The organism is Wolbachia endosymbiont of Cardiocondyla obscurior (assembly GCF_902713635.1).
Lineage (GTDB): Bacteria > Pseudomonadota > Alphaproteobacteria > Rickettsiales > Anaplasmataceae > Wolbachia > Wolbachia pipientis.
In genome coordinates, this window is sequence record NZ_CACTIU010000011.1 from 1 (window position 1) to 22413 (window position 22413).

At 36.2% G+C, this 22413-nt stretch carries 18 protein-coding genes and 1 tRNA gene; 5 read left to right on the plus strand and 14 right to left on the minus strand.

The window, feature by feature from the left end; translation table 11 throughout:
* A partial coding sequence (locus tag WOCAOBSORBRA_RS01495) for an Rpn family recombination-promoting nuclease/putative transposase (protein WP_174515749.1) occupies positions 1 to 693 on the plus strand: 693 nt, incomplete at its 5' end.
* A gap of 370 nt (positions 694 to 1063) precedes the next feature.
* On the opposite strand, the gene WOCAOBSORBRA_RS01505 is transcribed toward WOCAOBSORBRA_RS01495, so the two are convergent.
* From WOCAOBSORBRA_RS01505 to rpsD, 8 genes are all read right to left on the minus strand, one after another.
* On the minus strand, positions 1064 to 2179 hold the full coding sequence (locus tag WOCAOBSORBRA_RS01505; protein WP_174515750.1) for an FtsW/RodA/SpoVE family cell cycle protein: 1116 nt from the start codon (positions 2177 to 2179) through the stop codon (positions 1064 to 1066).
* A complete protein-coding gene (gene ubiE / locus WOCAOBSORBRA_RS01510) occupies positions 2176 to 2892 on the minus strand; it encodes a bifunctional demethylmenaquinone methyltransferase/2-methoxy-6-polyprenyl-1,4-benzoquinol methylase UbiE (RefSeq protein WP_174515751.1) in 717 nt (238 codons plus the stop codon). Before ubiE ends, WOCAOBSORBRA_RS01505 begins: the two co-directional genes overlap by 4 nt.
* A gap of 60 nt (positions 2893 to 2952) precedes the next feature.
* On the minus strand, positions 2953 to 3816 hold the full coding sequence (lipA, locus tag WOCAOBSORBRA_RS01515; RefSeq protein WP_010082514.1) for a lipoyl synthase: 864 nt from the start codon (positions 3814 to 3816) through the stop codon (positions 2953 to 2955).
* Positions 3809 to 4123 carry a 50S ribosomal protein L28 gene (rpmB, locus tag WOCAOBSORBRA_RS01520; protein ID WP_006279619.1) on the minus strand — a complete coding sequence of 105 codons (315 nt, stop codon included), beginning with the start codon at positions 4121 to 4123 and terminating at the stop codon, positions 3809 to 3811. Before rpmB ends, lipA begins: the two co-directional genes overlap by 8 nt.
* 37 nt (positions 4124 to 4160) lie before the next feature.
* Positions 4161 to 4502: a DUF721 domain-containing protein gene (locus WOCAOBSORBRA_RS01525; protein WP_010082513.1), complete on the minus strand. Its 342-nt coding sequence runs from the start codon at positions 4500 to 4502 to the stop codon at positions 4161 to 4163.
* Positions 4503 to 4940: 438 nt separating this feature from the next.
* A complete protein-coding gene (gene iscX / locus WOCAOBSORBRA_RS01530) occupies positions 4941 to 5141 on the minus strand; it encodes a Fe-S cluster assembly protein IscX (protein ID WP_007552114.1) in 201 nt (66 codons plus the stop codon).
* A gap of 30 nt (positions 5142 to 5171) precedes the next feature.
* Positions 5172 to 5258, minus strand: a tRNA-Leu gene (locus tag WOCAOBSORBRA_RS01535).
* Between the two features lie 9 nt (positions 5259 to 5267).
* Positions 5268 to 5882 (minus strand): 30S ribosomal protein S4, encoded by a 615-nt coding sequence (gene rpsD, locus WOCAOBSORBRA_RS01540; RefSeq protein ID WP_174515752.1) that lies wholly within the window; start codon positions 5880 to 5882, stop codon positions 5268 to 5270.
* Positions 5883 to 5995: 113 nt separating this feature from the next.
* Between rpsD and tkt the strand changes: the two genes are divergently transcribed.
* Positions 5996 to 8029 (plus strand): transketolase, encoded by a 2034-nt coding sequence (gene tkt / locus WOCAOBSORBRA_RS01545; RefSeq protein ID WP_174515753.1) that lies wholly within the window; start codon positions 5996 to 5998, stop codon positions 8027 to 8029.
* 253 nt (positions 8030 to 8282) lie between these two features.
* Here tkt and WOCAOBSORBRA_RS01550 read toward each other — a convergent pair whose 3' ends face one another.
* The 4 genes from WOCAOBSORBRA_RS01550 to WOCAOBSORBRA_RS01565 form a co-directional block, all read right to left on the minus strand.
* Positions 8283 to 10418, minus strand: a complete 2136-nt coding sequence (locus WOCAOBSORBRA_RS01550) for an ankyrin repeat domain-containing protein (protein ID WP_174515754.1) — start codon at positions 10416 to 10418, stop codon at positions 8283 to 8285.
* Between the two features lie 132 nt (positions 10419 to 10550).
* Positions 10551 to 11753 carry a multidrug effflux MFS transporter gene (locus tag WOCAOBSORBRA_RS01555; RefSeq protein ID WP_458694635.1) on the minus strand — a complete coding sequence of 401 codons (1203 nt, stop codon included), beginning with the start codon at positions 11751 to 11753 and terminating at the stop codon, positions 10551 to 10553.
* A gap of 152 nt (positions 11754 to 11905) precedes the next feature.
* Positions 11906 to 12715, minus strand: a complete 810-nt coding sequence (locus WOCAOBSORBRA_RS01560) for a hypothetical protein (protein WP_174515755.1) — start codon at positions 12713 to 12715, stop codon at positions 11906 to 11908.
* A gap of 57 nt (positions 12716 to 12772) precedes the next feature.
* Entirely contained in the window at positions 12773 to 15997 is a 3225-nt protein-coding gene (locus WOCAOBSORBRA_RS01565; RefSeq protein ID WP_174515761.1) for a glycoside hydrolase/phage tail family protein, read from the minus strand.
* Positions 15998 to 16435: 438 nt separating this feature from the next.
* Here WOCAOBSORBRA_RS01565 and WOCAOBSORBRA_RS01570 point away from each other — a divergent pair, with 438 nt between their 5' ends.
* Complete coding sequence (locus WOCAOBSORBRA_RS01570; RefSeq protein WP_174515756.1) at positions 16436 to 17458, plus strand: hypothetical protein; 1023 nt, start codon at positions 16436 to 16438, stop codon at positions 17456 to 17458.
* 5 nt (positions 17459 to 17463) lie between these two features.
* Here the strand turns inward: WOCAOBSORBRA_RS01570 and dcd are convergent, their stop codons facing one another.
* Positions 17464 to 18021 carry a dCTP deaminase gene (dcd, locus tag WOCAOBSORBRA_RS01575; RefSeq protein ID WP_006280485.1) on the minus strand — a complete coding sequence of 186 codons (558 nt, stop codon included), beginning with the start codon at positions 18019 to 18021 and terminating at the stop codon, positions 17464 to 17466.
* A gap of 140 nt (positions 18022 to 18161) precedes the next feature.
* Between dcd and WOCAOBSORBRA_RS01580 the strand changes: the two genes are divergently transcribed.
* A complete protein-coding gene (locus WOCAOBSORBRA_RS01580; protein WP_174515757.1) occupies positions 18162 to 19178 on the plus strand; it encodes a substrate-binding domain-containing protein in 1017 nt (338 codons plus the stop codon).
* A 76-nt stretch (positions 19179 to 19254) separates the two neighbouring features.
* On the opposite strand, the gene WOCAOBSORBRA_RS01585 is transcribed toward WOCAOBSORBRA_RS01580, so the two are convergent.
* Positions 19255 to 20484, minus strand: a complete 1230-nt coding sequence (locus WOCAOBSORBRA_RS01585; protein WP_174515758.1) for a hypothetical protein — start codon at positions 20482 to 20484, stop codon at positions 19255 to 19257.
* A gap of 141 nt (positions 20485 to 20625) precedes the next feature.
* Here WOCAOBSORBRA_RS01585 and WOCAOBSORBRA_RS01590 point away from each other — a divergent pair, with 141 nt between their 5' ends.
* Positions 20626 to 22086 carry a TrkH family potassium uptake protein gene (locus WOCAOBSORBRA_RS01590; protein WP_174515759.1) on the plus strand — a complete coding sequence of 487 codons (1461 nt, stop codon included), beginning with the start codon at positions 20626 to 20628 and terminating at the stop codon, positions 22084 to 22086.
* Positions 22087 to 22413 lie beyond the last annotated feature (327 nt).

A 22413-nucleotide genomic window follows, 5' to 3' on the forward strand; every position in this document is an offset into this window, starting at 1 on the left:
AAGCGTAGTGTGGGGAAACCTGCATGCTGCGTTTCTAAGGGAGGGAGTAGTAGCAATACTACTTCCTTACCTAACCAGCTCACTCGTGATAAAGGCTTTGAAAAACGCGCACAACTTTATGCTGCTAAGGCTTACTCAAGACAAGCTGATAAATCTGGTAAATACGTTGATTTAAAGAAGATTTTCTTTATCGCGATTTCAAATTGTAACTTATTCCCTGATAAGCTTGACTATATATCTAGCCATACCATAAGAGATGAAAAAAACAATGAGCATGACTTAAAAGATTTTCAATTTATCTTCATAGAGCTGCCAAAATTTCCTAAGAGTAGAGAAGAACAACTAGAAAGTGTAGTAGACCGTTGGCTATTTTTTTTCAAATATGCAGATGAAACAACGGACGAAGATCTCAGAAAAATTGCGGAAAAATCACCAATAATAAAGCTAGCATATGATGAATTAGATAAGTTTCACTGGAATGAAAAAGATCTAGTAGCTTATGAAGAAAGAATAATGGATCTGCGCAAAGAAGAAGCCATTCTTGAATATAGACTTGATCTTGCTAAAGAGGAAGGTAGAAAAGAGAGGGAAATTGAAGTCGCAAAGAATCTACTTAAAGCAGGTGTTTCTTTTAATATTATAGCTCAAACTACTGGTCTTTCTATGAGTGAGATCAAAGAATTGCAGAATTAAGTGTGAATGGTTACGAAAAATATAAGTTTTTGCGATAAACGACATAGTGATGTATTTGTTGTTCAGCATGTCAGTGGAATATTTTCTGGTATCTGTTCAGATGCATGGCTAATGCTGAAACAAAAATTCCAGTGCTCCTTTTTTTGTCATCCCAGTCTGGGATCCAGATTGGGCACTAAGTTGGTAAACACGAAAGCGCTTTACAACGTTTTTGATGGAACTGTGCAAAAGGACTGGATACCAGTGTCAGCTACTTGCATGACACCCATTTGTTCCTATAGTTGCTTTTCTCGTCTACCTTATTTTGCCACTCATCTGAACAGATACCCATTTTGGAGGGATACCAATAATAGTTGTGAGCGGTACAAGTTTAGTCCATATACCTTCCAAGCATAACACGCTCACGAAACTTTAATGCGATAGCTTGGTTTCTACTGAAAGACAGCATTATGCCAAGTGCGATGCTCGAAGATAAAAGAGAAGAACCACCATAGCTAAGTAACGGCAGGGTTATGCCGGTGGTAGGAAAAACACTCAATGTTACCCCTATGTTTATTATGAATTGTGTGATGAATTGCATTGAGATACCGAGAATCACCAACAGATTAAATAATTCATTTTCCCTATATGCAATGTAAAGCAAGCGGGCGGAAATGATGCCAAATAACATCAATGTGGCTAAGCACGTAATCAAACCAAATTCTTCTGCTAAAACAGAAAACACAAAATCTGTATGACAATCAGGAAGAGAGGCTTTTACGCTACCTTCACCAGGTCCAACTCCAGTTAATTGACCTCTTTTGAATGCTTCTAATGATTTTGTAACTTGAAAGTTATCGCGCTGCGTAAAAAAGACAAAATTGTAAATCCTTTGCTTTATATGTGGGAGGCATAAGTAAGCTATTGTAGTTCCAGTTGTGGCCATTCCTATTATGCATAGAAAGTATAAAAATGGTATACATGCAATAAACATTTGACCGATAAAAGAATATGTTAAAAGCATAGACATACTGAAATCAGGTTGCAAAAGTAACAACACAAAAACTAACAGAAATATTATGATTGATATGTGTATTTTAAACTTCATTTCGCTGGCCAAGATACTAGCTATAACAACAGAAAAAAATGGCCTTACGAACTCAGATGGTTGAACAGAAATTTTGACAATATGTAACCATCGTTTCGCACCTTTTACCTCTATACCAAGTATTATCGCAATTGCTACTAGAATAGTAAATAAAGCGAAACCTGCGAATGAGAGGTTAAGTATAGTTCTTGTGTTGAGAAAAGAAAATGTCACCAAGGTAATTAGTGACAGGACTATATAAATTGTGTGACGCCGTATAAAATAATCTTGTGGTAAAGAAAGACGCTGCGCAATTACAGGGCTTGCTGAATAAACAAGAATGAAGCTTATAGTGAGCAAAAAAAACACTGGAAGGATGAGATAATAATCTAGGGTTCTATACCAGAGTTTAATATTCATTTTGTTCCAATGTGTAATGCCACTATTCCATAGCTCATATTATGAAACTCAACATTCTTAAAGCCTACCTCTTCAATTTCCATTTTAAAATCAGCCTGAGTTGGAAATTCTCTGATGCTCTTCACTAAATATTCATAAGAACTCTTGTCTTTAGCAACTATGCTGCCAATTTTAGGAATTACTTTAAATGAATATAAGTCATAAAGTTTGGTAAATATCTCATTTTGATAGTGCATAGGGGCAAATTCTAAGCAGATAAATTTTCCATGTGGTTTTAATACCCTGTGCGCCTCATTTAAAGCCTTCTTACGGTCAGAAACATTTCGAATGCCAAAAGCTATTGTGCAATAATCAAATTCGGAGTCTTCAAATGGTAAACTTTCTGCACTTGCACATACCCAATCAAAATTAATTTGGTTTGAATTTATAGCTTTATCACGTCCTCTGTTTAGCATGTTTTGATTTATATCGCATACTGTAACCTTAGCACTTGGCTCTTTTCTTACTACTCTTATTGCTATATCTCCAGTTCCTCCAGCAACATCTAAAACCTTAGAGTTTTTTGTAAAATGCACACTATTTACCATCTTATCTTTCCATAATCTGTGCATTCCGAGGCTCATTATATCATTCATGGTGTCGTAGCGACTTGCCACGGAATCGAATACCTCTTTAACTAATTGTGATTTCTTCTTGATTTTTATAGTAGACATTACGTAAAGTCGCTCAACTCCTTTATAATTAGTAAAAATTAATTTGAATTAACACAAATGTCAACGACAGGCCTTGAGCCTGTTAAAATCTTCTTCAGCGTGGTATGATGACCTAGTCAGTGGGCTTGATGCAACCACTAAGAAACCTTTGGAGTAAGCAATATATTTATAATGCTCAAACTCTTCTGGGGTAACATACCTATCAAGTTTTGCATGTTTTGGAGTTGGTTGTAGATATTGACCAATTGTAATAAAATCAACCTCAGCACTGCGCAAATCGTCCATAACCTGAAGTATTTCCTCTTTTGTTTCTCCAAGACCAACCATAAGCCCCGACTTTGTGAAAACTTTAGGATTAATCTGCTTTACCATCTTCAGCAAATATAGTGAATGAAAATAGCGAGCTCGTGGTCTTATTTTTGCATACAATCTCGGCACTGTTTCAATATTGTGGTTATAGACATCAGGTGATGCAACAGCAATTGCTTCAAATGCTCCTTTCTTATTTAAAAAATCAGGAGTTAAAATCTCTATTGTTGTTTCTGAAGTTATCTTTCTAATTTCTTCTATGCACTGTATAAACTGATTTGCGCCACCATCTGGTAAATCATCACGATCAACAGAAGTAATGACAACATGTTTTAAGTTTAACTTTTTTATTGCTTTTGCTAAATTTTCTGGTTCATGAGGGTCTAGTTTATCAGGAATGCCAGTTGCAACGTTGCAAAATGCACAAGCACGAGTGCAAACAGAACCGAGAATCATCACAGTAGCATGACGTTTATTCCAACATTCACCAATGTTTGGACATGCAGCCTCTTCGCACACTGTATGCAAGTTATGCAGTTTAACGATGTTTAAGGTTTCATTGAATACTTCACCGGTCGGAGCTTTTGCTCTGAGCCATTGAGGTTTGCTATGCATCTGAAACTGCTAACTCTACCTCTTGCTTTACTAAAACTTTTTTCAACCTTCTTTTTATCTTCTGCGCTTTCTCACTTAGTTTAATCGTTCTTGTGTTGAGCAAAAAAGCATCTAAATCACCTTTGTAATCTATAGTTCTCAAAGTTCTTGTTGCCACACGAAATCTAAACTTTTTATTCAATATATCACTTGTCAACGTAACCTTATGTAAATTTAAAAGAAAGGTACGCTTTGTTTTACGATTCGAATGTGATACCTTATTACCAAAAGATTTTTTTCTATTTGTTAATTCACAAACTCTACTCACTTCAATATACCAAATTATTCTATGTACTTAGATTACCTTATATAGTCAAATAGTCAATACTCTCTTGCTTAATTTTTATACCATATACTGCTTTATAACCAAAAAATATCGTAATTTTTTCTATTATAAGAGAAATCATATGCTGAATTTCCAATGCTTTACTGCCATTTGTTACTACCAGATGCAATACACCCGAATTTATATTCTGTGCATATGAGATCTTTTTCGGTTTTGTACACTCTGCTATTTCTTTCCCTACTATATTTCGCCAGTTTAAAATAAGACGTATTTCATTTTTGCTAATTTTATTTTTCATGCATTTTAATGCATAGTTTTCAATTATAGACTTTAATTTTTTTGGACCGCTACGTTTGAGCATTTTTCTGTTTTTTTAGTAGGTAGATAATATAAAAGTATACATATAACTTGAGATTTTGTCATTACTGCTACATGTTTGTGAGATACCGTGACGGTATGACCATAATCGTCACTCCGCAACGCATATTGCATAGTCGTCATTCCGCGGCGTGTTCGCGGAATCTAGCTCTGGTCACGCTACTTAGATGACAACCTGCTAACTGCTTTACAAACCTCTAGCCTCACACCGTAAAAGCAGTATTTTTATGCAAAACTTATCTCAACGTAGCACTTGCCAAGATCGTTCCATTCAAAAATTTTTGTTTTGCCTCATAATTAACCTTATAGCTGTTTTAATTGTAATTAGTTAAATTATTATTAACTTGCCAGGCTAGATCCAAAAAATAGCATAATCAATATGCAAATTGTAATAGAAATCACGTTTGCGTATGGTTTATTGCTATGCGGTTAATCTTTCCTCAATCCAAGCTGCTTGAATAGCTTCGAGTATTTTTTCGTTACAGCGTTTTTCATCATCATCAAATTCCTCTAAACTCAAGACCTTTTTTTTAAGCTCAGTGAATCTGATACTAATTATATTCTCATTTGGAAATTTTTCCTCCAGAGCTTCCACAATATCTTCTATATCAAGCCATTTCATACTTTTTTGTATTTATCTGCTAAGTTAAATTGGTGCCCATGGGGAGACTTGAACTCCCAAGGTCGCAAAACCCACGGATTTTAAGTCCGCTGCGTCTACCGATTCCGCCACACGGGCTTTTTTTATCTATCTAGAGTAAAACTCTACTACTAAATTGACTTCCATGTCTGCTGAATAAGGAACCTCAGAATATTGAGGTGACCTCAAATACTTCACTGAATGCTCTTTACTATCTGCTTCTAAATAATCCGGAGCCTTGCGCTCTTGTTTTTGTTCATCCTCTACTACTACAGGGATTTTTGCTGCCCTTTCTCTTATTTTTATTATATCACCTGGCTTCACTCGATAACTCGATATGTTAACCACCTTATCATTAACTGTAACGTGCTTGTGAGATATGAGCTGCTTTGCTGAGTAAATTGTTGGAACAAGACCAGAGTGGTATAAAACAGAACTTAATCTCGATTCTAAGATACCGATAAAATTATCAGCCGTATAACCCTTTCTGTTATAAGCATCTAAAAATGTACGTCTGAGCTGCTTACTTGAAATCGCGTAGTAAAACTTAAATTTCTTATGTGCAGCAAACTGCTTACCAAAGTCGGATAACTTCTTGAATCCAAGAATACCATGTTGACCTGGAGGGTATTTCCTTTTGTTTACTGGGTCTTTAGCTCTACCCCATAAATTTACACCAAGTCTACGGCTAATCCTATACTTTCTAGTGATAACAGTTGTCATATAAAAACTCTCACGATTCAACTCTAGATTATTAAGGATTTTAGCACTCAGTGTCAACTTGTTTTTGCTGATATAATCTTTTATACTTCATTTTTAAGTTTTTCTATTAACACATGAATCATTCACATTTAAAATCTATGGCAAACGCCATCCGTTTTTTATCAATTGATGCAGTACAAAAAGCAAACTCTGGACACCCAGGTATGCCACTTGGCATGGCAGATGTTGCAACTGTTTTGTTTGCTAAATATCTGAATCATAATCCTGATGATTCTAAATGGTTCAATAGAGATCGCTTTGTTTTATCAAACGGTCATGGGTCAATGTTACTATACTCAATATTATATTTGACAGGTTATATTAGCATAGATGAGCTAAAAAACTTCAGGCAAATGGGATCCAAGACCCCAGGTCATCCAGAATTCGGCTTGACTTCCGGGGTAGAGGCAACGACAGGCCCTTTAGGGCAGGGATTTGCCGCTGCTGTTGGCATGGCACTTGCTGAATCAATCCTTAAAAAGCAATTCAGAATCAATCACTACACTTACGTGATGCTAGGGGATGGCTGTCTTATGGAAGGAATAAGCCATGAAGCAGCATCACTTGCTGGGCATCTTAAATTGAATAAGCTTATAGCTCTTTTTGATGATAATGATATTTCTATAGATGGCGCTACTTGCCTTTCCTGCTCTGATGATGTAGAGAAACGCTTCTTAGCGTATGGATGGAATGTTGACAAAATTGATGGCCATGATTTTGATGCCATATCCCTTGCAATAGAGCAAGCAAAAAAGTCTGATAAACCTACAATGATCTGCTGCAAAACTATTATCGGAAAATTTTCAAGCCGTGCTGGCACATCCTCTGTTCACAGTGGTGCTTTTTCGGAGGAAGACATCAAACAGATGAGAGAGAAATTAAACTGGAATTATGAACCATTTCATGTACCAGAAGATGTGAAAAACGCCTGGATGAAAACTGTTGAGAGAGCAAAACAAAATTACACGATGTCATTCCAGCGCGTGACCAGGAAAGAAGAAAAAGAATGGATCCCAGTGTCAAGCACTGGGATGACAAAAAGTGGAGCTGGGGTAACAGGATATCATGTAGAACTTCAAAGACGGTTAGATAAACATCTACCAGACAATATCGCTGGTGTTTTAGCTGACCTGAAGAAACAAATATGTGAGCTAATGCCAAACGAAGCTACTCGATCTTCTTTTGGTAGGGTAATGGAACTTTTAACACAACATATGCCGGAATTAATCGGCGGTTCTGCTGATCTTACCGGGTCAAATTGCACTAAATATAAGCACATGCAGGTAATAAATAGCAATAATTATAGTGGCTCTTATGTCCACTATGGAGTGAGAGAGCACGCTATGGCAGCTTGTATGAATGGTATGGCACTTCACGGCGCGATTCTTCCTTATGGCGGCACTTTTTTGGTATTTTCCGACTATTGTCGTCCTGCTATACGTCTTTCAGCTCTGATGAAGCAGCAGGTTATGTATGTCATGACTCACGACTCAATTGGAGTGGGAGAAGATGGCCCAACTCATCAGCCAATAGAGCATTTAGCTTCTTTGCGTGCTATACCAAATCTATATGTTTTTAGACCAGCCGATGCAGTTGAAACTCTGGAGTGTGTTAGCATTGCACTCGAAAAAAAAGAATCACCTGCACTGTTTGCGCTCTCAAGGCAAAACGTAAGTTACATGCATTCTGATATCGATCAATCTGCTAATCTATCGAAGTTTGGTGCATATATTTTGTGTGAATGTTCAAAAGAATTAAAAGTGACAATATTTGCTACGGGGTCCGAGGTTGAAATTGCAGTTGAAGCAAGAGAGAAATTGCAGGAAAAAGGCATAGGTACAAGGGTTGTTTCTATGCCATGCTGGAGGCTTTTTGATGAGCAAAGTGATGAATATAAAGCGGCGATATTAAATAATGACAGCATCAAAGTTGCAATTGAAGCTGGAAGTGAAATGGGTTGGCATAAATACATAGGTTCAAACGGTATATTTATTGGCATGAAAAGCTTTGGAGAATCAGCACCTTATAAAACACTTTATGAGCATTTCAATATCAGTGCCGATCATGTGGTAAAATGTGTGTGTGAGAAACTGGTTTACATTCAGTAGACTTCTTGCATAACCATATGAAAGCCCACTCTTCTTTGTCATTCCAGCGCGTGACGTTATCCAAGATGATGTCATTCCAGTGCTCCTTTTTTTGTCATCCCAGTGCGTGACACTGGGATCTAGCCTTTATTATTTGGTTGAAATTAAGTCTTCTGGATCCCAATGTCAGCTACTTTCATGACATCATCATAAAGTAAAATGAGATCCCAGTGTCAAGCACTGGGATGACACCTTTTCCGGTAGAAGATCACTATCAAATCACATTGCTCTGGTCATTATGATCACCATTATTTTGTTCAACTGATTGATCGACCCCAGGTGAAGAAGAATCATCATAAGGTTGTGTGTCAGACTTTTCTTCGTCAGACCCAAACAACCATGAAAAAAACCCACCAAAAAATGATGCAATTAATGAAAAAGGCTTCATAAGTATACTAAACAAACTACCAAAAAAAGAGCTCGGCTGTTCTTCTGTTTGTGCAGGTTCTGTGGAAGCAACAGGACCTACATCGTTGTCTTGTACATCAGTTCCTTGTTCTGCACTGGTGGTGCTGGTTTGTCCTCCCTTATTTTGTGTAGATCCAGTAGGTTGACTACCGTTGCTTACACCAGTTCCTTGTTCTGCACTGGTGGTGCTGGTTTTTTCCCCTTCTTTGCTATTATCTGATTGTAGTTCAGTATCATCACCTACTCGTTTTTCTTCCTCTTGACCCCCTTCACTATCTGTCGATGATCCACCCGCTGAACCATCATCAGATTTTTCTGCTGGTTGCAATAGAGTTTTTATTCCTTCATCAGTGGCTAATTTGAAAGGAGTATTTCCATCTTCATTTTCTATATTAACATCTGCTCCTTTTTTTATTAAGAATTTTACTGTTTCCGCAGAGGCGTTTGCTGGACGATCTGCATAACCCATAAACACTTTATTTTTTGTAGCAAAATGTAAAGGAGTCCATAGATCGTTATCTTGTATATTAACATTCGCTCCTTTTTCTAATAAAAGTTCTGCTATATCCGTATAACCTTCTCTAGCAGCCCAATGCAAAAGAGTATGTCCATATGAATCTACTGCATCAGCATTTGCTCCCTTGTTTAATAAAGCTTTAACTATATCTTTATGGCTACTCTTGTAATTATATTCCATCATACTCTGAAGAAGTGATTCCATTACTGTATCAACCTTTGCTCCATTATTTAATAAAACTTCAGTTGCATCTTTATGACCATAGAAAGCAGCTTCAAATAAAGGAACCCTTCCATCTTTATCTGCTATATTAACATCTGCCCCTGTTTGTATTAGAGCTCTTACTATTTCTACATTGCCCTTTCTAGCAGCAAAATGTAAAAGAGTTTTTCCATAGTTGTCTATTGAATTAACGTTTACTTTTTTACTTAATAGACTTTGAACTTCCTCATAATTATCACTTTTAACGGCTGAATACAAAGCTTCGATGTCCTTTTGCGTTTCTTCTAGAATTTTTACTATATGTTTCCCGCCTTGTTGAGAGGCAAGATTTAAAGGAATGCTGCTAGTATTATCTAGTGGAATAACATAAATTCCTTTTGCTTCTAATAGAACTGTTACTATTTGCTGATCGTCAGTTTTAGCGGCTTCATGTAAAGCAGTCCTTCCATTTTTATCTGCTATATTAACATTGATCCCTTTTGCTTCTAATAGAGCTTCTATTATACTTGTATCGAGTGGTTGCGTTTTGTTGGCTTTGTCAACAGCAACATGTAAAAGAGCGCGTCCATTTTCAGACTGTGCATTAACATCTGCTTTGTTATCAATTAAAAGCGAGACCATATCTTTGTCTCCTTTGACAATAGCATGCCGTAAAGGAGTAAATCGGTTTCCATCTAATGCATTAACATCTGCTCCTTCGCTTATTAGACGCTTTAATCCATCAATATCACCTCTTTTAACAGCCTCAAATAAAGCAGCATTTTGTGGAACTTGGCTTTCTTCTTCATCATTTTGCAATACTGGACTAGCATCATCAGATTCTTCTGCGGGTTGCAATAGAGTTTTTATTCCTTCATCAGTGGCTAATTTGAAAGGAGTGTTTCCATCTTTATCTTTTATATTAACATCTGCTCCTTTTTCCAATAGATCTTTTACTATCTCTGCATGGCCCATTTCAGCAGCCCGATGTAAAGGAGTGCTGCCATATTGATCTTGTGCATTAACATTTGCCCCTTTATCCAATAGAGCTTCTGCTACCTCTTTATAGCCCTTTTCAGCAGCCCAATGTAGAAGAGTCTCTTTCAACTCACTTGTTGCATTAACATCTGCTCCTTCACTTATTAGACTTTTTACTTTCTCAATATTACCTTCTAGAGCAGCCTTACGTAATTCAGCATTTATATCTCTGTCTGAATTGCTCATCCCATACCTCCTGTAAAACTATATTGTTATGATAAAGCCGTTAATAATCTATGAGCTCTCACCCCCTGTAAAATTATATTATCATGATAAAGTCATTAATAACCCATGAGCTCTGGATCACGCAAATAATGGTTATTCCCTGTGTTTTTCAGTACATTTGAGCTGGCTGTACATAAGAATTGCAATTGTAGAGCATGCTATTGTTAATAGTAAATTTGGTAAAATACCATAGCGAAAAAATTTTCCTACTATATATATTCCAATAGCCCCAAACATCATATTGCAGAATGAGAGAACTGCACTACCAAGCCCTATACCTTTGATCGTTTCTAAAGCAGAAGTTACGTTATTGCTTATTATTAATGCAAGTCCGATATTGGCTGGAATCCAAACAGTTTGAAGAATTAATATATTTAACTTGTCCGCGAAATAAAAATATACCAATAAACTATCGGATATTATCGGTAACACCAAACCTATTATTAGCATTTTGCTAACCCCTACTTTTGGTACATACCTTCTATTAATTAAAGTTCCAATTATGTAAAATATGACTATGATCGATATGAGGTAGCCAAAATACTGTACTTCAATGCCCATCGATTCAAATATGAACGGGTAGTTAGCAATGTATGCCCAAAGCCACATGAAAGTTAATCCATGAATGGCTGAAAACCCAAGGAAACGATAATTTCTAAATATTGATATATATTGCTTGAAGATATTAGTAGTTATGTTAGTTATACTGGTTTCATTTTTATTTACAGTGAGTGTTTCTTGTAACTTAAAGTAGATAAAAATAAGTATAGCAATTGCTGCAAGTGATATAATAAAAAACAAAAATTTCCAACTATACCCATGTGAAATTATATAACTGCCCACCACTGGAGCTATTCCAGGTGAGAGTGCCACAACCATATTTAATTTTGAAATGACTCTCGAGTATTCACTACCCGAGTACATATCCCTTATTGCTGCATACCCAACAACACCTGCAACACCAGCCCCTGCTCCTTGTATGAAGCGAATTAGTATCAAGAGTGCAATACTGTCGGCTATATAACACATGACACTTGCCAAAGTAAAAATTGTCATACCAATCAGCATCATTGGACGCCTACCATAATGGTCCGATAATGGACCATAAATTAATCCAGACACCGCAAATCCAACTAGATTCAAGCTAATTGTAAGCTGCACTACACTGCCTTCTACTTTAAAATAATTGGCAATGCTTGGTAGTGCAACTGAGTATAGGTCAGTTGCCATATCGACAATTGCTACAGACAATATCATAATAAGAGAGATGATATTTTGCGAAAGAGCTGTTTTCACTTAATGATTTACTGGATTAAATATACTTAATTATAATGTATTTTTTTCATTAGTATAAGTACAATGTTACATAGTAAATGATGTCATTCGAGTAGCGGACACTGAAATCTTAAGCTAAAATCATGAAAAGCACGAATTTCAATACCTTATCTTCAATTATTCACTTTAAGCTTTAAGTCTTCAACAGAAGATGCATTTGCCTCACTTACTACCTTTAGTGGTTCACCAAGGCTATGTTCCACTTTTGTCTCAAATTTAAAGCCCAATTTTTCGCAAAGCTTCTGAAAATATTCAACAATAACATCAAACAAATTCTTACCACTTACTTTGTAGTTTTTTAGCTCTTTAGGAATGGTAAGAAGTACTTTACCATCTTCATATGTTACATTTTTATCTTCACATTTCAGTTTAAACTCCGCTGAACTGCAAAAACCTGGTGTTTCGATATATGTACAATCATCATAGTTAAGCATTTTTGTATATTTCATGCTAAAACTAAGCTTTATACAATTGGGTTCACGACAATCCATAATATACTCTCTTGTCATACAGTTGCCTTGCGTTGACAAATGAAAAGATCCAAGAGCTTGATTCATATCATTAGGAAGAAAATGAGTATATCCGCCCTGATAATAGTTATTTATTAACTCCTCAATAATAGAGTTATTGGGAATTGTTGCACCAACGTGTTTAAACATTTCTGTAAAAATTTGTCTGAGAAATGGACGATAATTCCCTTTTCCGTTTTCATCCCGTAGAATTAGATTTTTATGTTTTGAATACAGATTGTTAATAAATTCGTTAGTTATTTTTTGTCCGTTAATAGCAAGGCCGTGTGTTCTATTAAGATCCTTATATGTTCCCTCACCAGAAATTACTTCGTCCCAAGTGTTAGCTTTGAAATCAGCATATTTGAGCTTCTTCACTTCAGCTTTCAACGCATTGACCATTTCCTTTGACATGTTATATCTCTACCATTAATACCTGTATATTAATTCTAGCACTTACTTTATTAAATTTCAATTACTAAATGAATTTATCACTTTCACTTCCGTATTTTCCAGCGAGTCACCGTAAGTCACTGCTTTTAGGTAAAACTTTTTCCCCATTTGCACTTCGAAAGATATTATTGAATCATCAAGTAGAACAAATTTTTCACCTGCAGTGTGCTGATACTCTTTAGTACCTTCTTGTCCTCTGATTAGGTTACTAAGCTTATATTTATTTTTATCTATAAGTTCAGCACTCTGGAATTTTATTACCTCTTTTCCGATTAATGCTGAATTTGAATCGATAATTCCTAGCAGCTTACCAAAACGTAGCACTACTATAAGCCCCTCGTCGGTAGATTCCATTACATATCCGTAAGTAGACTGCTTGTTTGTGCTTGCAATAGGCTTATAATCCTTATCGTTGTACGAAATAAAGAGTGTTGCTCCCTTCCAATTCTTTTCCTCACTAATTAAAGTAAAGCTTGCACTATTACCTTTAATATCCGGTAAATCTATCATTTCTACGATGGTTTTGCTAATGTGAGAGGGAGGGTATTCCTTCAGCATAAGTGACCTTGTTGAAGGAAAAGAAAGCTTATATATAGAGTGATCATAACCAACGCCAATTACTTGAATGGACATGCTTTCGAATTTTGTTTTTATAATTCTCACCGTATGCTTTTTCTCACCGTCTAAAATCGTTATTACATCACTTGGCACAAGCCACGCATATTTTATCGGCAGCTTGAAATTGTATATATTTCTCTCTTGCCACGAAGAATAAAGTAAAACCTCAGCGATATTTTGCGCCTCTCCCTCCTCCATAATGAGTGGTATTTCAACTGTTATAGCAGTGCCTTGCTTTGGCAACTCAGCATATTTAACATCAATTGGATAGCCAAAATTGCGGTTAAAGTAAACGATGTTAACTTTATTGTTTAAATCCAGTTGACTAATATTAACAAGTTGCATCGACTTTGAACTGTTATTGAAAACCATTTCACCAATTGGCATTACAGTTGTAACTCCCCTGCCCTTTTGGACAAATTTCAGTTTAGAGTCCTGTTCAACCACATCAAAAAAATAGCAACTTTGCAGCATTTTAATAATTGAACGTACGGGTTGCTGGTCATTTATTACATATCCAGACAATAATCCTTTAACATCACTCGTATCGAACTGATCGCTTTTTAAACCTGCTTTTTGTAATAGATCCGATAAAACATCGGAAATATTAAGCTGTGAAAGCTTTCCCTGAATCCAATGTCCTGTCTGCCAATTATGGCAGTCAGTCCACATATCACACAAATTGGGGAAATAAGGAAATGGCCTTGCATCCCATGCCCAGAGAAACATTTTTTCTACCATTTCCGAGCTTTGCCACTTCTTTAGCGTTCCTTCAATTGCAATTTTTTGCGAAAGAAAGCTCACCTCTCCGTTTGAATATCGTGGATATTTGCTCTCTATGCTGCCTTTATCAACAAACACATTTGGTTCATTAGTGCAGCCGTTCATACTGGGAAATCCATATTCAGTAAACCATATTTTTTTCATTTTTGGTTGCCATTTTGTTTTGCTACCACCTGGATTTATGTGAGTTTCACTCCACCATTTCTCTATATTTTTCCACGCATACCTGCTGTCGTTATACTTTACTTTTTCAGGTTCACTCTTTGAGTAATCATAGAAATAATCATACCCCACTCCACTGCTCCAACCACCCATTACATCTTCCGCAGAATAGCCAAAAGAAGGTTCTGGCCCATCAGTCAGTGGAAAATAAGCATCTATGCCAACAACGTCGATGTACTCTGAAGACCACAGTTCATCCATATTATACCAACCATCATATGAATGGTATTCGCTCCAATCTGCAGCGTAGGTAACTGTTACTTCTTTTCCAAGATCAAGTTTTATCTGCTTTGCAAGCTTGACCAGCTCTATAACGGCAGGGTAATTCCCTTGTTCATCCCTGATTTTGGTAAGTTGCGCAAATTCAGATCCGATGATAAACCCTTCCACTTTAGTTTGTTTGGCAATGCTTGCATAATGCTCTATAAATTTGTTATATTGATTCTCAAAAAAATCACTTATATCCCCAGGAGTCCCGCTCAATTTTCCTCGCCACTCTTTGTTCTTTGTGTCAAGCAAGGGCATTGGATAGAGCATCACCTTGTAGCCTCTGCTGCGTAACTCTTCTATATATCTTATCAACGCTGCATCACTAACTGTGCCACCATACCTTGGGTTTCCACTCGCATCTTTTGAAATTAGCTGAGCATTATCTCTGGTTACACCCCCTACTTGCCAATCATCAGGTAATATTGCGGAATCATCTTGAAATTCAACTGCAGGGTATATTTTACAATCTTTAATGTTCAGATTATTCACAAACCAATTGACTACTACCGATACCCACTCAACATTTGGCAAATCTTCTTTTAATTGATCCAAAGAAAGCATTGCATCGCTCTTTTTAGTGTGGTTGTTGTGATTTACCCTTTGCGCCAGTCCATACGGGATATATTGGTTGCTGCTTATTTTCTCTTGCGCGATTTTCTTCTGTATTTTTGTATCATATACAAACTCTCCTGAGCCTGGTATTATATTGATATTCCGAATATTTTCTGCTATTGAAAATCCACTGGGTTTTAATGCAGTTCGCACTTCAAATGTAAATATCGGGACACGATTGTTATAGTCTGCTAAAGGAAAATTCTTGATAACTATGTAAGATATTCCCCTATAAGCCGGCACATTCCCCTCTCCTTCAATTGATGACATAAATGGATCAGGATTTTGGTCTTCTCTGCCGCTGTAAAAAGTATAATCTATTTCATCAAAGCTAAGTGATGTTGTATCTGCCCAGATTCTGTTTAATTTTTCTACTTTCCCCTTGCAGATCGCAATTGCAAGCGTTGCATAGTAATTATATGTAACGTTCATACCTCTTCCAATTTTACTTTTGGTGGTTATCGCCTCTTCTTTTATTGGCTGCGCCCAAATAATGTTCCCTGCAACACGAGCAGTGCCATAGATAATTGGAATTGTTCTGCCATAGGTTGAGGTTTGAACTTGCAGATTTTTTAGCCTCGCACCATGCGTTACTTTTTGCTCGGCATCAAGGCCAAACATCGCACCATCAAGCTGCGCACCAAGAAGAGCACCGAGCTCTGAACCGATAATCCGGCCAATTGGCCCAAAAATGCTGCCTGCTTGACCAAAAATTGATGATAAAACTATTGTAGACATGATAATCCTCCTTTTTGTTTCTATAGCTAATGTAGGCTCTACGTCATGCCGCCGCGCCGCTAACAAGCAGCGGGATGACGAGCTTATCGTTATGCCGCCGCGAACCGTCATACCGTCACGGTATCTCTAGATCCTGCTAACACGTAGCAGGGTACTTAACCGTCATAACGCGATTCATTCGCGGTATCTCTTAGCCGCTAACAAGCAGCGGAATGACGAATTTGTCGTTTTACAGCCACTTGGATGACAATTTGCTACTAAATAGTAGGAAATTCAATAATTTACAATGAATAGTTGAAGTTTGTAATTAAGAAAAGCACATGGTGTAGCTATAATCATTGTAAGCAACAATAAGAAAGTGCGGAAGTAGAAATTTGAGTTGACAAAATAAGAAAAAATATAGTATATTAATAATATTGATATTCACTTAAACTAATTATGCCAGCAGTAGTAAATACACCAGACAACATACAAAGACCGTCAAAATTAAAAAAAGCAAAAGAAATTTTACTTGCTCCTGTGAGGTGGCTAATCATGGGTTTAATTGTAGTGTCCTCTATAGCACTCGTTATTTTTTTTCTGGCACTTGTCCTAGTCACTAAAGTATTGAGTAAGCTATACTGTCTTGCAGGAGGCAGATTACCAGAATGGTTAGAGCAAAGAGCTGAGGCATTTATGGAGGCAGCACGTGTTCCACAAACAACGCATAATACTAATGTAAATGATGCAATTAATATTAACATTCAAAAGCTAAAAGAAAACTATGGCGAGCCTGATGTTGATGATAAGTTTATAGAGGAAATAGAAGGATTTATTGATCAGTTAGAGTGCATAGCAAATGGCACACAAAAAGCTGCAGATAAAGATCAACTTACAGAAGATGAGAAAAAACATGCACTTGAGTGCTTGAAGCGTATAAAAAATAACCCTGGTACACATAGTGGAAGCGGGTTAACATTGAAGCAAGTTTTAAATTTAGTTTGGAAGGCTTGCAACGATCAAACTAGAGCAAATAATATAGATATTAATACCCGCATATCACAGAGAAAATATCAACTGGTTAGACATTTAGTAGAATCGCAAACAGAATACGGAGTGCATGGTGGTCGTGGTTCAAGTGCATGTTTTACTGGCACATTTAACAGTATTGTCTCTTCCTTGTACGCTTTTGAAGAGTTTTCCTTCTTGCAAAAAGCAGATAAGAATACTATAAAGCAGAAATTTGAAGATGAGCTGCAAAAAAAGGGAGAAGAACTATTTAATCAGCTTTCCAATGATAAAGAAAAAAAAGAAGTTGCAGAAGCTTTAAGTAATCCTTCTACAAATTTCTTTTCAAGCTATGTAGAATCATTTAAAAACCACCCTGCACGTGCAGTTTTAGGTGATAAAAAATGCGACGAATTAGTTAAAACTCATCTTAGTAATCTTCAGTACAATAGCACAATATCTCGCTTTACCTAAAGTAATCACTTCACCAGCGGCAAAGTGATACCATGCTGATTCATATATTTTCCTTTCATATCATCATATGATTTCTCGCATTCACTTTCGCCGCTTAAAAATACGAATTGGCATGCGCCTTCATTAGCGTAAATTTTCGCAGGAAGTGGAGTGGTGTTTGAGAATTCGAGTGTGACATGACCTTCCCATCCAGGTTCTAAGGGAGTAACGTTTACTATAATTCCACACCTTGCGTAAGTTGATTTACCAACACAAATGACCAGTACATTCCTTGGTATACGAAAATATTCCACTGTACTTGCAAGTACGAAACTATTTGGTGGAATTATGCATACATCTGTTTCCTTATCTATAAAACTATTCTCAGAAAAATTTTTAGGGTCCACGATAGCTGAATTAACGTTAGTAAAAATTTTAAATTTATTATCCACTCTTGCATCGTAACCATAAGATGATAGTCCGAAAGATATAACACCTTTGCTGCTTTTGTGATTCACAAAAGGCTCTATCATTCCAAAATTTTCAGCTTTTTCTCTTATCCATTTATCTGGCATAACTGCCATAATTGCCCCTTAAAGTTGTGTAATACTTACAATAATATAAAATAAAATTTAAATGTAAACTGTAGCTTTTGTCATGCAATTAAAGCTTTTCAGTTTGATTTTTGTTATAATAATTAGATTTATGTTCTTAACTAAAAATAATGCTTAGAAACTTTCTCCTGATTTTTGTATTCGTATTATTCACGCCGCTATCAAATGCTGATGCCAGGAAATACATCAGAATTGTTGGATCTTCAACTGTTTTTCCTTTTATCTCATTTATAGCCGAGGAGTTCAATCGTGTATTCTCCTTTAAGACTCCAGTTGTGGAATCGATAGGAAGTGGATCAGGATTCAAAATGTTTTGCTCAGGAATAGGGGAAGACACTCCAGACATCACCACTTCATCTCGCCCTATGAAGGAAGTAGAAAGAGAACTATGTAAAAGGAATAAAATTAATGAAGTGATAGAAATCATCATTGGCTATGATGGAGTTGTCATTGCAAATTCAAATCAAAGCCATAGATTTGATTTCACAAAGAAGGACTTATTTGAAACTTTATCTGCATATTCTCAAGAAAATGATAAATTAGTAAAAAATAATAAGAAGTTTTGGTCTGATGTAAATCAAGCCTTACCAAAAACAGAAATTGAAATTTATGGTCCACATCAAAATACAGGCACATACGAAACTTTGGTTAATTCTATTATGCTTGATCAATATTCATGTATGAACTCGAAAATTTTTAAAGAGAATTATAAAGATCAGGAAGAAAGAAAGAAAGCATGTGGTAATATAAGGGATGATGGAAGGTATATAGAAGTTGGAATTAATGAAAATATAATAATACAAAAATTGAAAAGTAACAAGAACGCCTTAGGGATATTTAGTTTCAGCTTTTTAATGAGGAATCAAGATAAAATACAAGGGAGCACAATTGCAGGAATTGAGCCAACTTACGAAAATATATCATCGGGAAAATATATATTAGCAAGACCTCTATACCTTTACATAAAGAGGGAACACTTGGATACTGTTGATGGATTAAGAGAATTCGTAAAAGAAATTATAGATTCAATCGGTATTGAAGGTGGGTACCTATCTAGGCTTGGTCTAATTCCACTTTCAAGTGAAGATATAAAGAAAGCTTCAGCAAAAGTTTATGATATAACGTGACGGCAACACTTCTTTTATATTCTTTGTTCTAGCGTAGTCAGACCCAGCACGGCGCGCTGGGATGACATTATTAACGTTATGCTTTTTGTTGTTGTGTAAACGTTTTTTCTACACTTGGATCTTCTAAAACCTTAGCAATACCAGCACCCATTAATATAACTGCTGCCAAAACTGTTAAAGCCAGTGCAACTACAGGATACGCTAGCACATAGGCTGCAACAGCACCAACTGCGCACAGTCCAACAACGCCCAGAGCAATTTTCCCTTTGTGTTCACTCCAGAAGGTTGTTTCGTTTTTTTCTGGGGTTTTGTTGTCTGCAGTTGGTGCAGAGTTTACGGTGTTTTGATCTAGATCAGTGTCATCTATAAAGTTAAGATCATCATTCTCAGACGGATCCTGATTGATTTCTTGTGAAAATCGAGTCGCATACTCTTTATCCCATGCTATCTGATCATCAGTCTTGGCATTATCTAGTTCATTTTTACTAAGTTTTTCCTCAAATTCTTGAATCAAATCTTGAAAGCATTGCTCACCTACTCCAGGTATTTTAGCAAAACGTTTTTGTGCACATGTAAGTTTATCCATTACATAGTTATTTTCATTGGGCTCGAACCCAAGGAGCCCTGGAGAAGCAGCATCAAACATTAATTTAAAGCTTTCTTTTATCTTTTCCACATCTTCTTGGTTCAATTCTCTATCATAGTTAACCAGCAGAGGATAAACTAAAAGGGCATCTACGCTTCCATCATCCCAATATACACATCGCTCTAAAACCCTTGCTGCATCTTCATCACAATTCTCTAATGCTGCTTTAACTTGATCAATATCAAGGTTTTCTATTGCTTCTTGTAAGTTGGAATCAAGATCCATTACCCACTTGTGATCTTCTATTTTTTGAACAACTTGTACAAGAGCAAAATATTCTGTGCTATGAGGGTCAAATTTTCCTTGAAAGCGTTTAAGATCATCTATTGTATCCGTAAAATATGGTTGATCTTCAAAAGATTTTGTTACCTTGTAATCACACAAAAAATCACGAGTTTCTAGATCAGCTTTCTGCCAAATTAGTTCAATGACCTTTACTTTAGTGCTAACGCTAGCATTAGAACAGTCAATAACATCATTTAAAATGGTACCTTTGTCACTAGTCAGAGTCCCCTCGTGGCTCAAAACTGCTTGTATATCATTATGTTCCTTATGTTCCTTATTGTCGAGTACGTTCTGGACTTCTTGAAAATTGCCATTCCAGACTGCCTGTCTTAATGAATCTAGAATTTCTTCTTGTGCATTAGTTAATTCAACCATATCTTACCTCTAATAAAAATTTAATTATCACACATATTTACAAGTAAATCGAGTATACTGTTAATAACTGTTAATAAAGGCCAACAAAGTGCTTGACGTTAGAGTAGCTTTTATGGCTTTGTATAGCGAGGAAGTAACTCTATGAAAAATCATCAACGTTTACAAAATTTGCGTTCAATTGTATTTATTGTGGGAATATTCCTATTGCTGTTTAGCTTAGCAATGCTTATTCCTGCTATTACCAATAAGTATCTCAGCTACGAATGGAAAAATTTCCTCGCTGGATTCATAATTACCTGCACATCTGGCGCAATTTTTATTTTACTCGGTAAATTAAGTAGATTGCATGGAATGCCAGCAATTTTTGCGATTACTAGTTGCACCTGGATTGCCTTGTCTCTGTTTGCAGCTATTCCTTTCTATTTTGATAATCTGAGCTATGTTGATGCATTGTTTGAAACGATATCTGGCATCACAACCACAGGAGCAACTATATTTAATGATATTGAAAAACAATCTCCAGGAATACTGCTATGGAGAGCAATGCTACATGGCATGGGGGGTTTTGGTGTAATCACTTTAGGAATTGCAGTTTTTCCTATGTTTAAGGTTCTCAGCCTAAATAATTTACTTTATTCTGAATATTCAGATGCTACCAAAAGGAAGTTGCCGAATACGCGAAGCGTAGTAATTCATGTTACGGCAATATATTATGGCCTAATTTTGTTATGTATATCTTCCTATTATCTAGCTGGTATGCCACTGTTTGATGCAATATGTCACGGAATGTCCGCTGTATCAACTGGTGGATTTGCTAACTATAATGATTCTATAGGGCACTACAATAACCCTATGTTAGAAGCCATAACGATCGTTTTTATGATTTTGGGTTCTCTGCCTTTTCTTAGCTATTTAAAAATCATAAGACGGTTAGACATTTGCCATGATGAACAGGTCTCTTACTTTGTTAAGATAGCCATTGTTTCATCTTTATTTGCTTGTTTTTGGTTGTATAAAAATGTTGATTTAGGAGTGTTATTATCATTTAGATGCAGCACATTTACCATTACTTCCTTGATTACGTCAACTGGTTATGCAATCTGTAATCATATAGATTGGAGCTTCATTTCAGTCTTAGCTTTTTTTCTAACCTTTGTTGGTGGATGTAGTGGTTCTTCAAGTGGTGGCATCAAAATCTTTCGTTTGATCATTTTTCTAAGGTCTATAGGAAATCACTTTCGCCTTTTATTAAACCCAGGTGCAGGTAATAGGGTAAAATTCAACGGAAAAACCCTGGAGAGTGATGAAGTTCACTCTGTCTTTATATTTTTTGCAATTTTCATGTTAACGTTTACCATTTCATCAATAGTGATATCTTACTTAAGCAATGCAGACTTTATAACTAGCGTCAGCTCAGTCTCTGCAACGCTTACAAACTCTGGCCCGGGATTTAGTAATTTAATAGGTCCTTCAGGTAACTATTCTTCTTTCAGTAATGAAGTAAAATTATTTCTATCGTTTTTAATGCTGCTTGGCAGACTTGAAATATTGCCAATCTATTTTTGTATAGGTAATTTATTCTTATTTAATAGAAAGAAATAGTTGGTGAAATTTGATATTATAGCTAAACTGACTTACGACAATTTGAAAAACCGTCATTCCGCTACTCGTTAGCGATATCTATACCGCGAATAAATCTACAACTGTACGAACATTGTGATTTGGGCACACCAGGAAGAATGTCATCCAAGTAGCCCCTTTCTCGTCATCCCGCTACTTGTTAGCGGGATCTATGCTAAGAGATACCGCGAATGAATCGCGGTATGACGGTTCGCGGCGATATAGCTATAGATATAGTACTTCCCAAAGTAAATGATAAAGGTATAATAAGCTATTTGAGTTATAATGGCGTATAGTGTGGATTTAAGG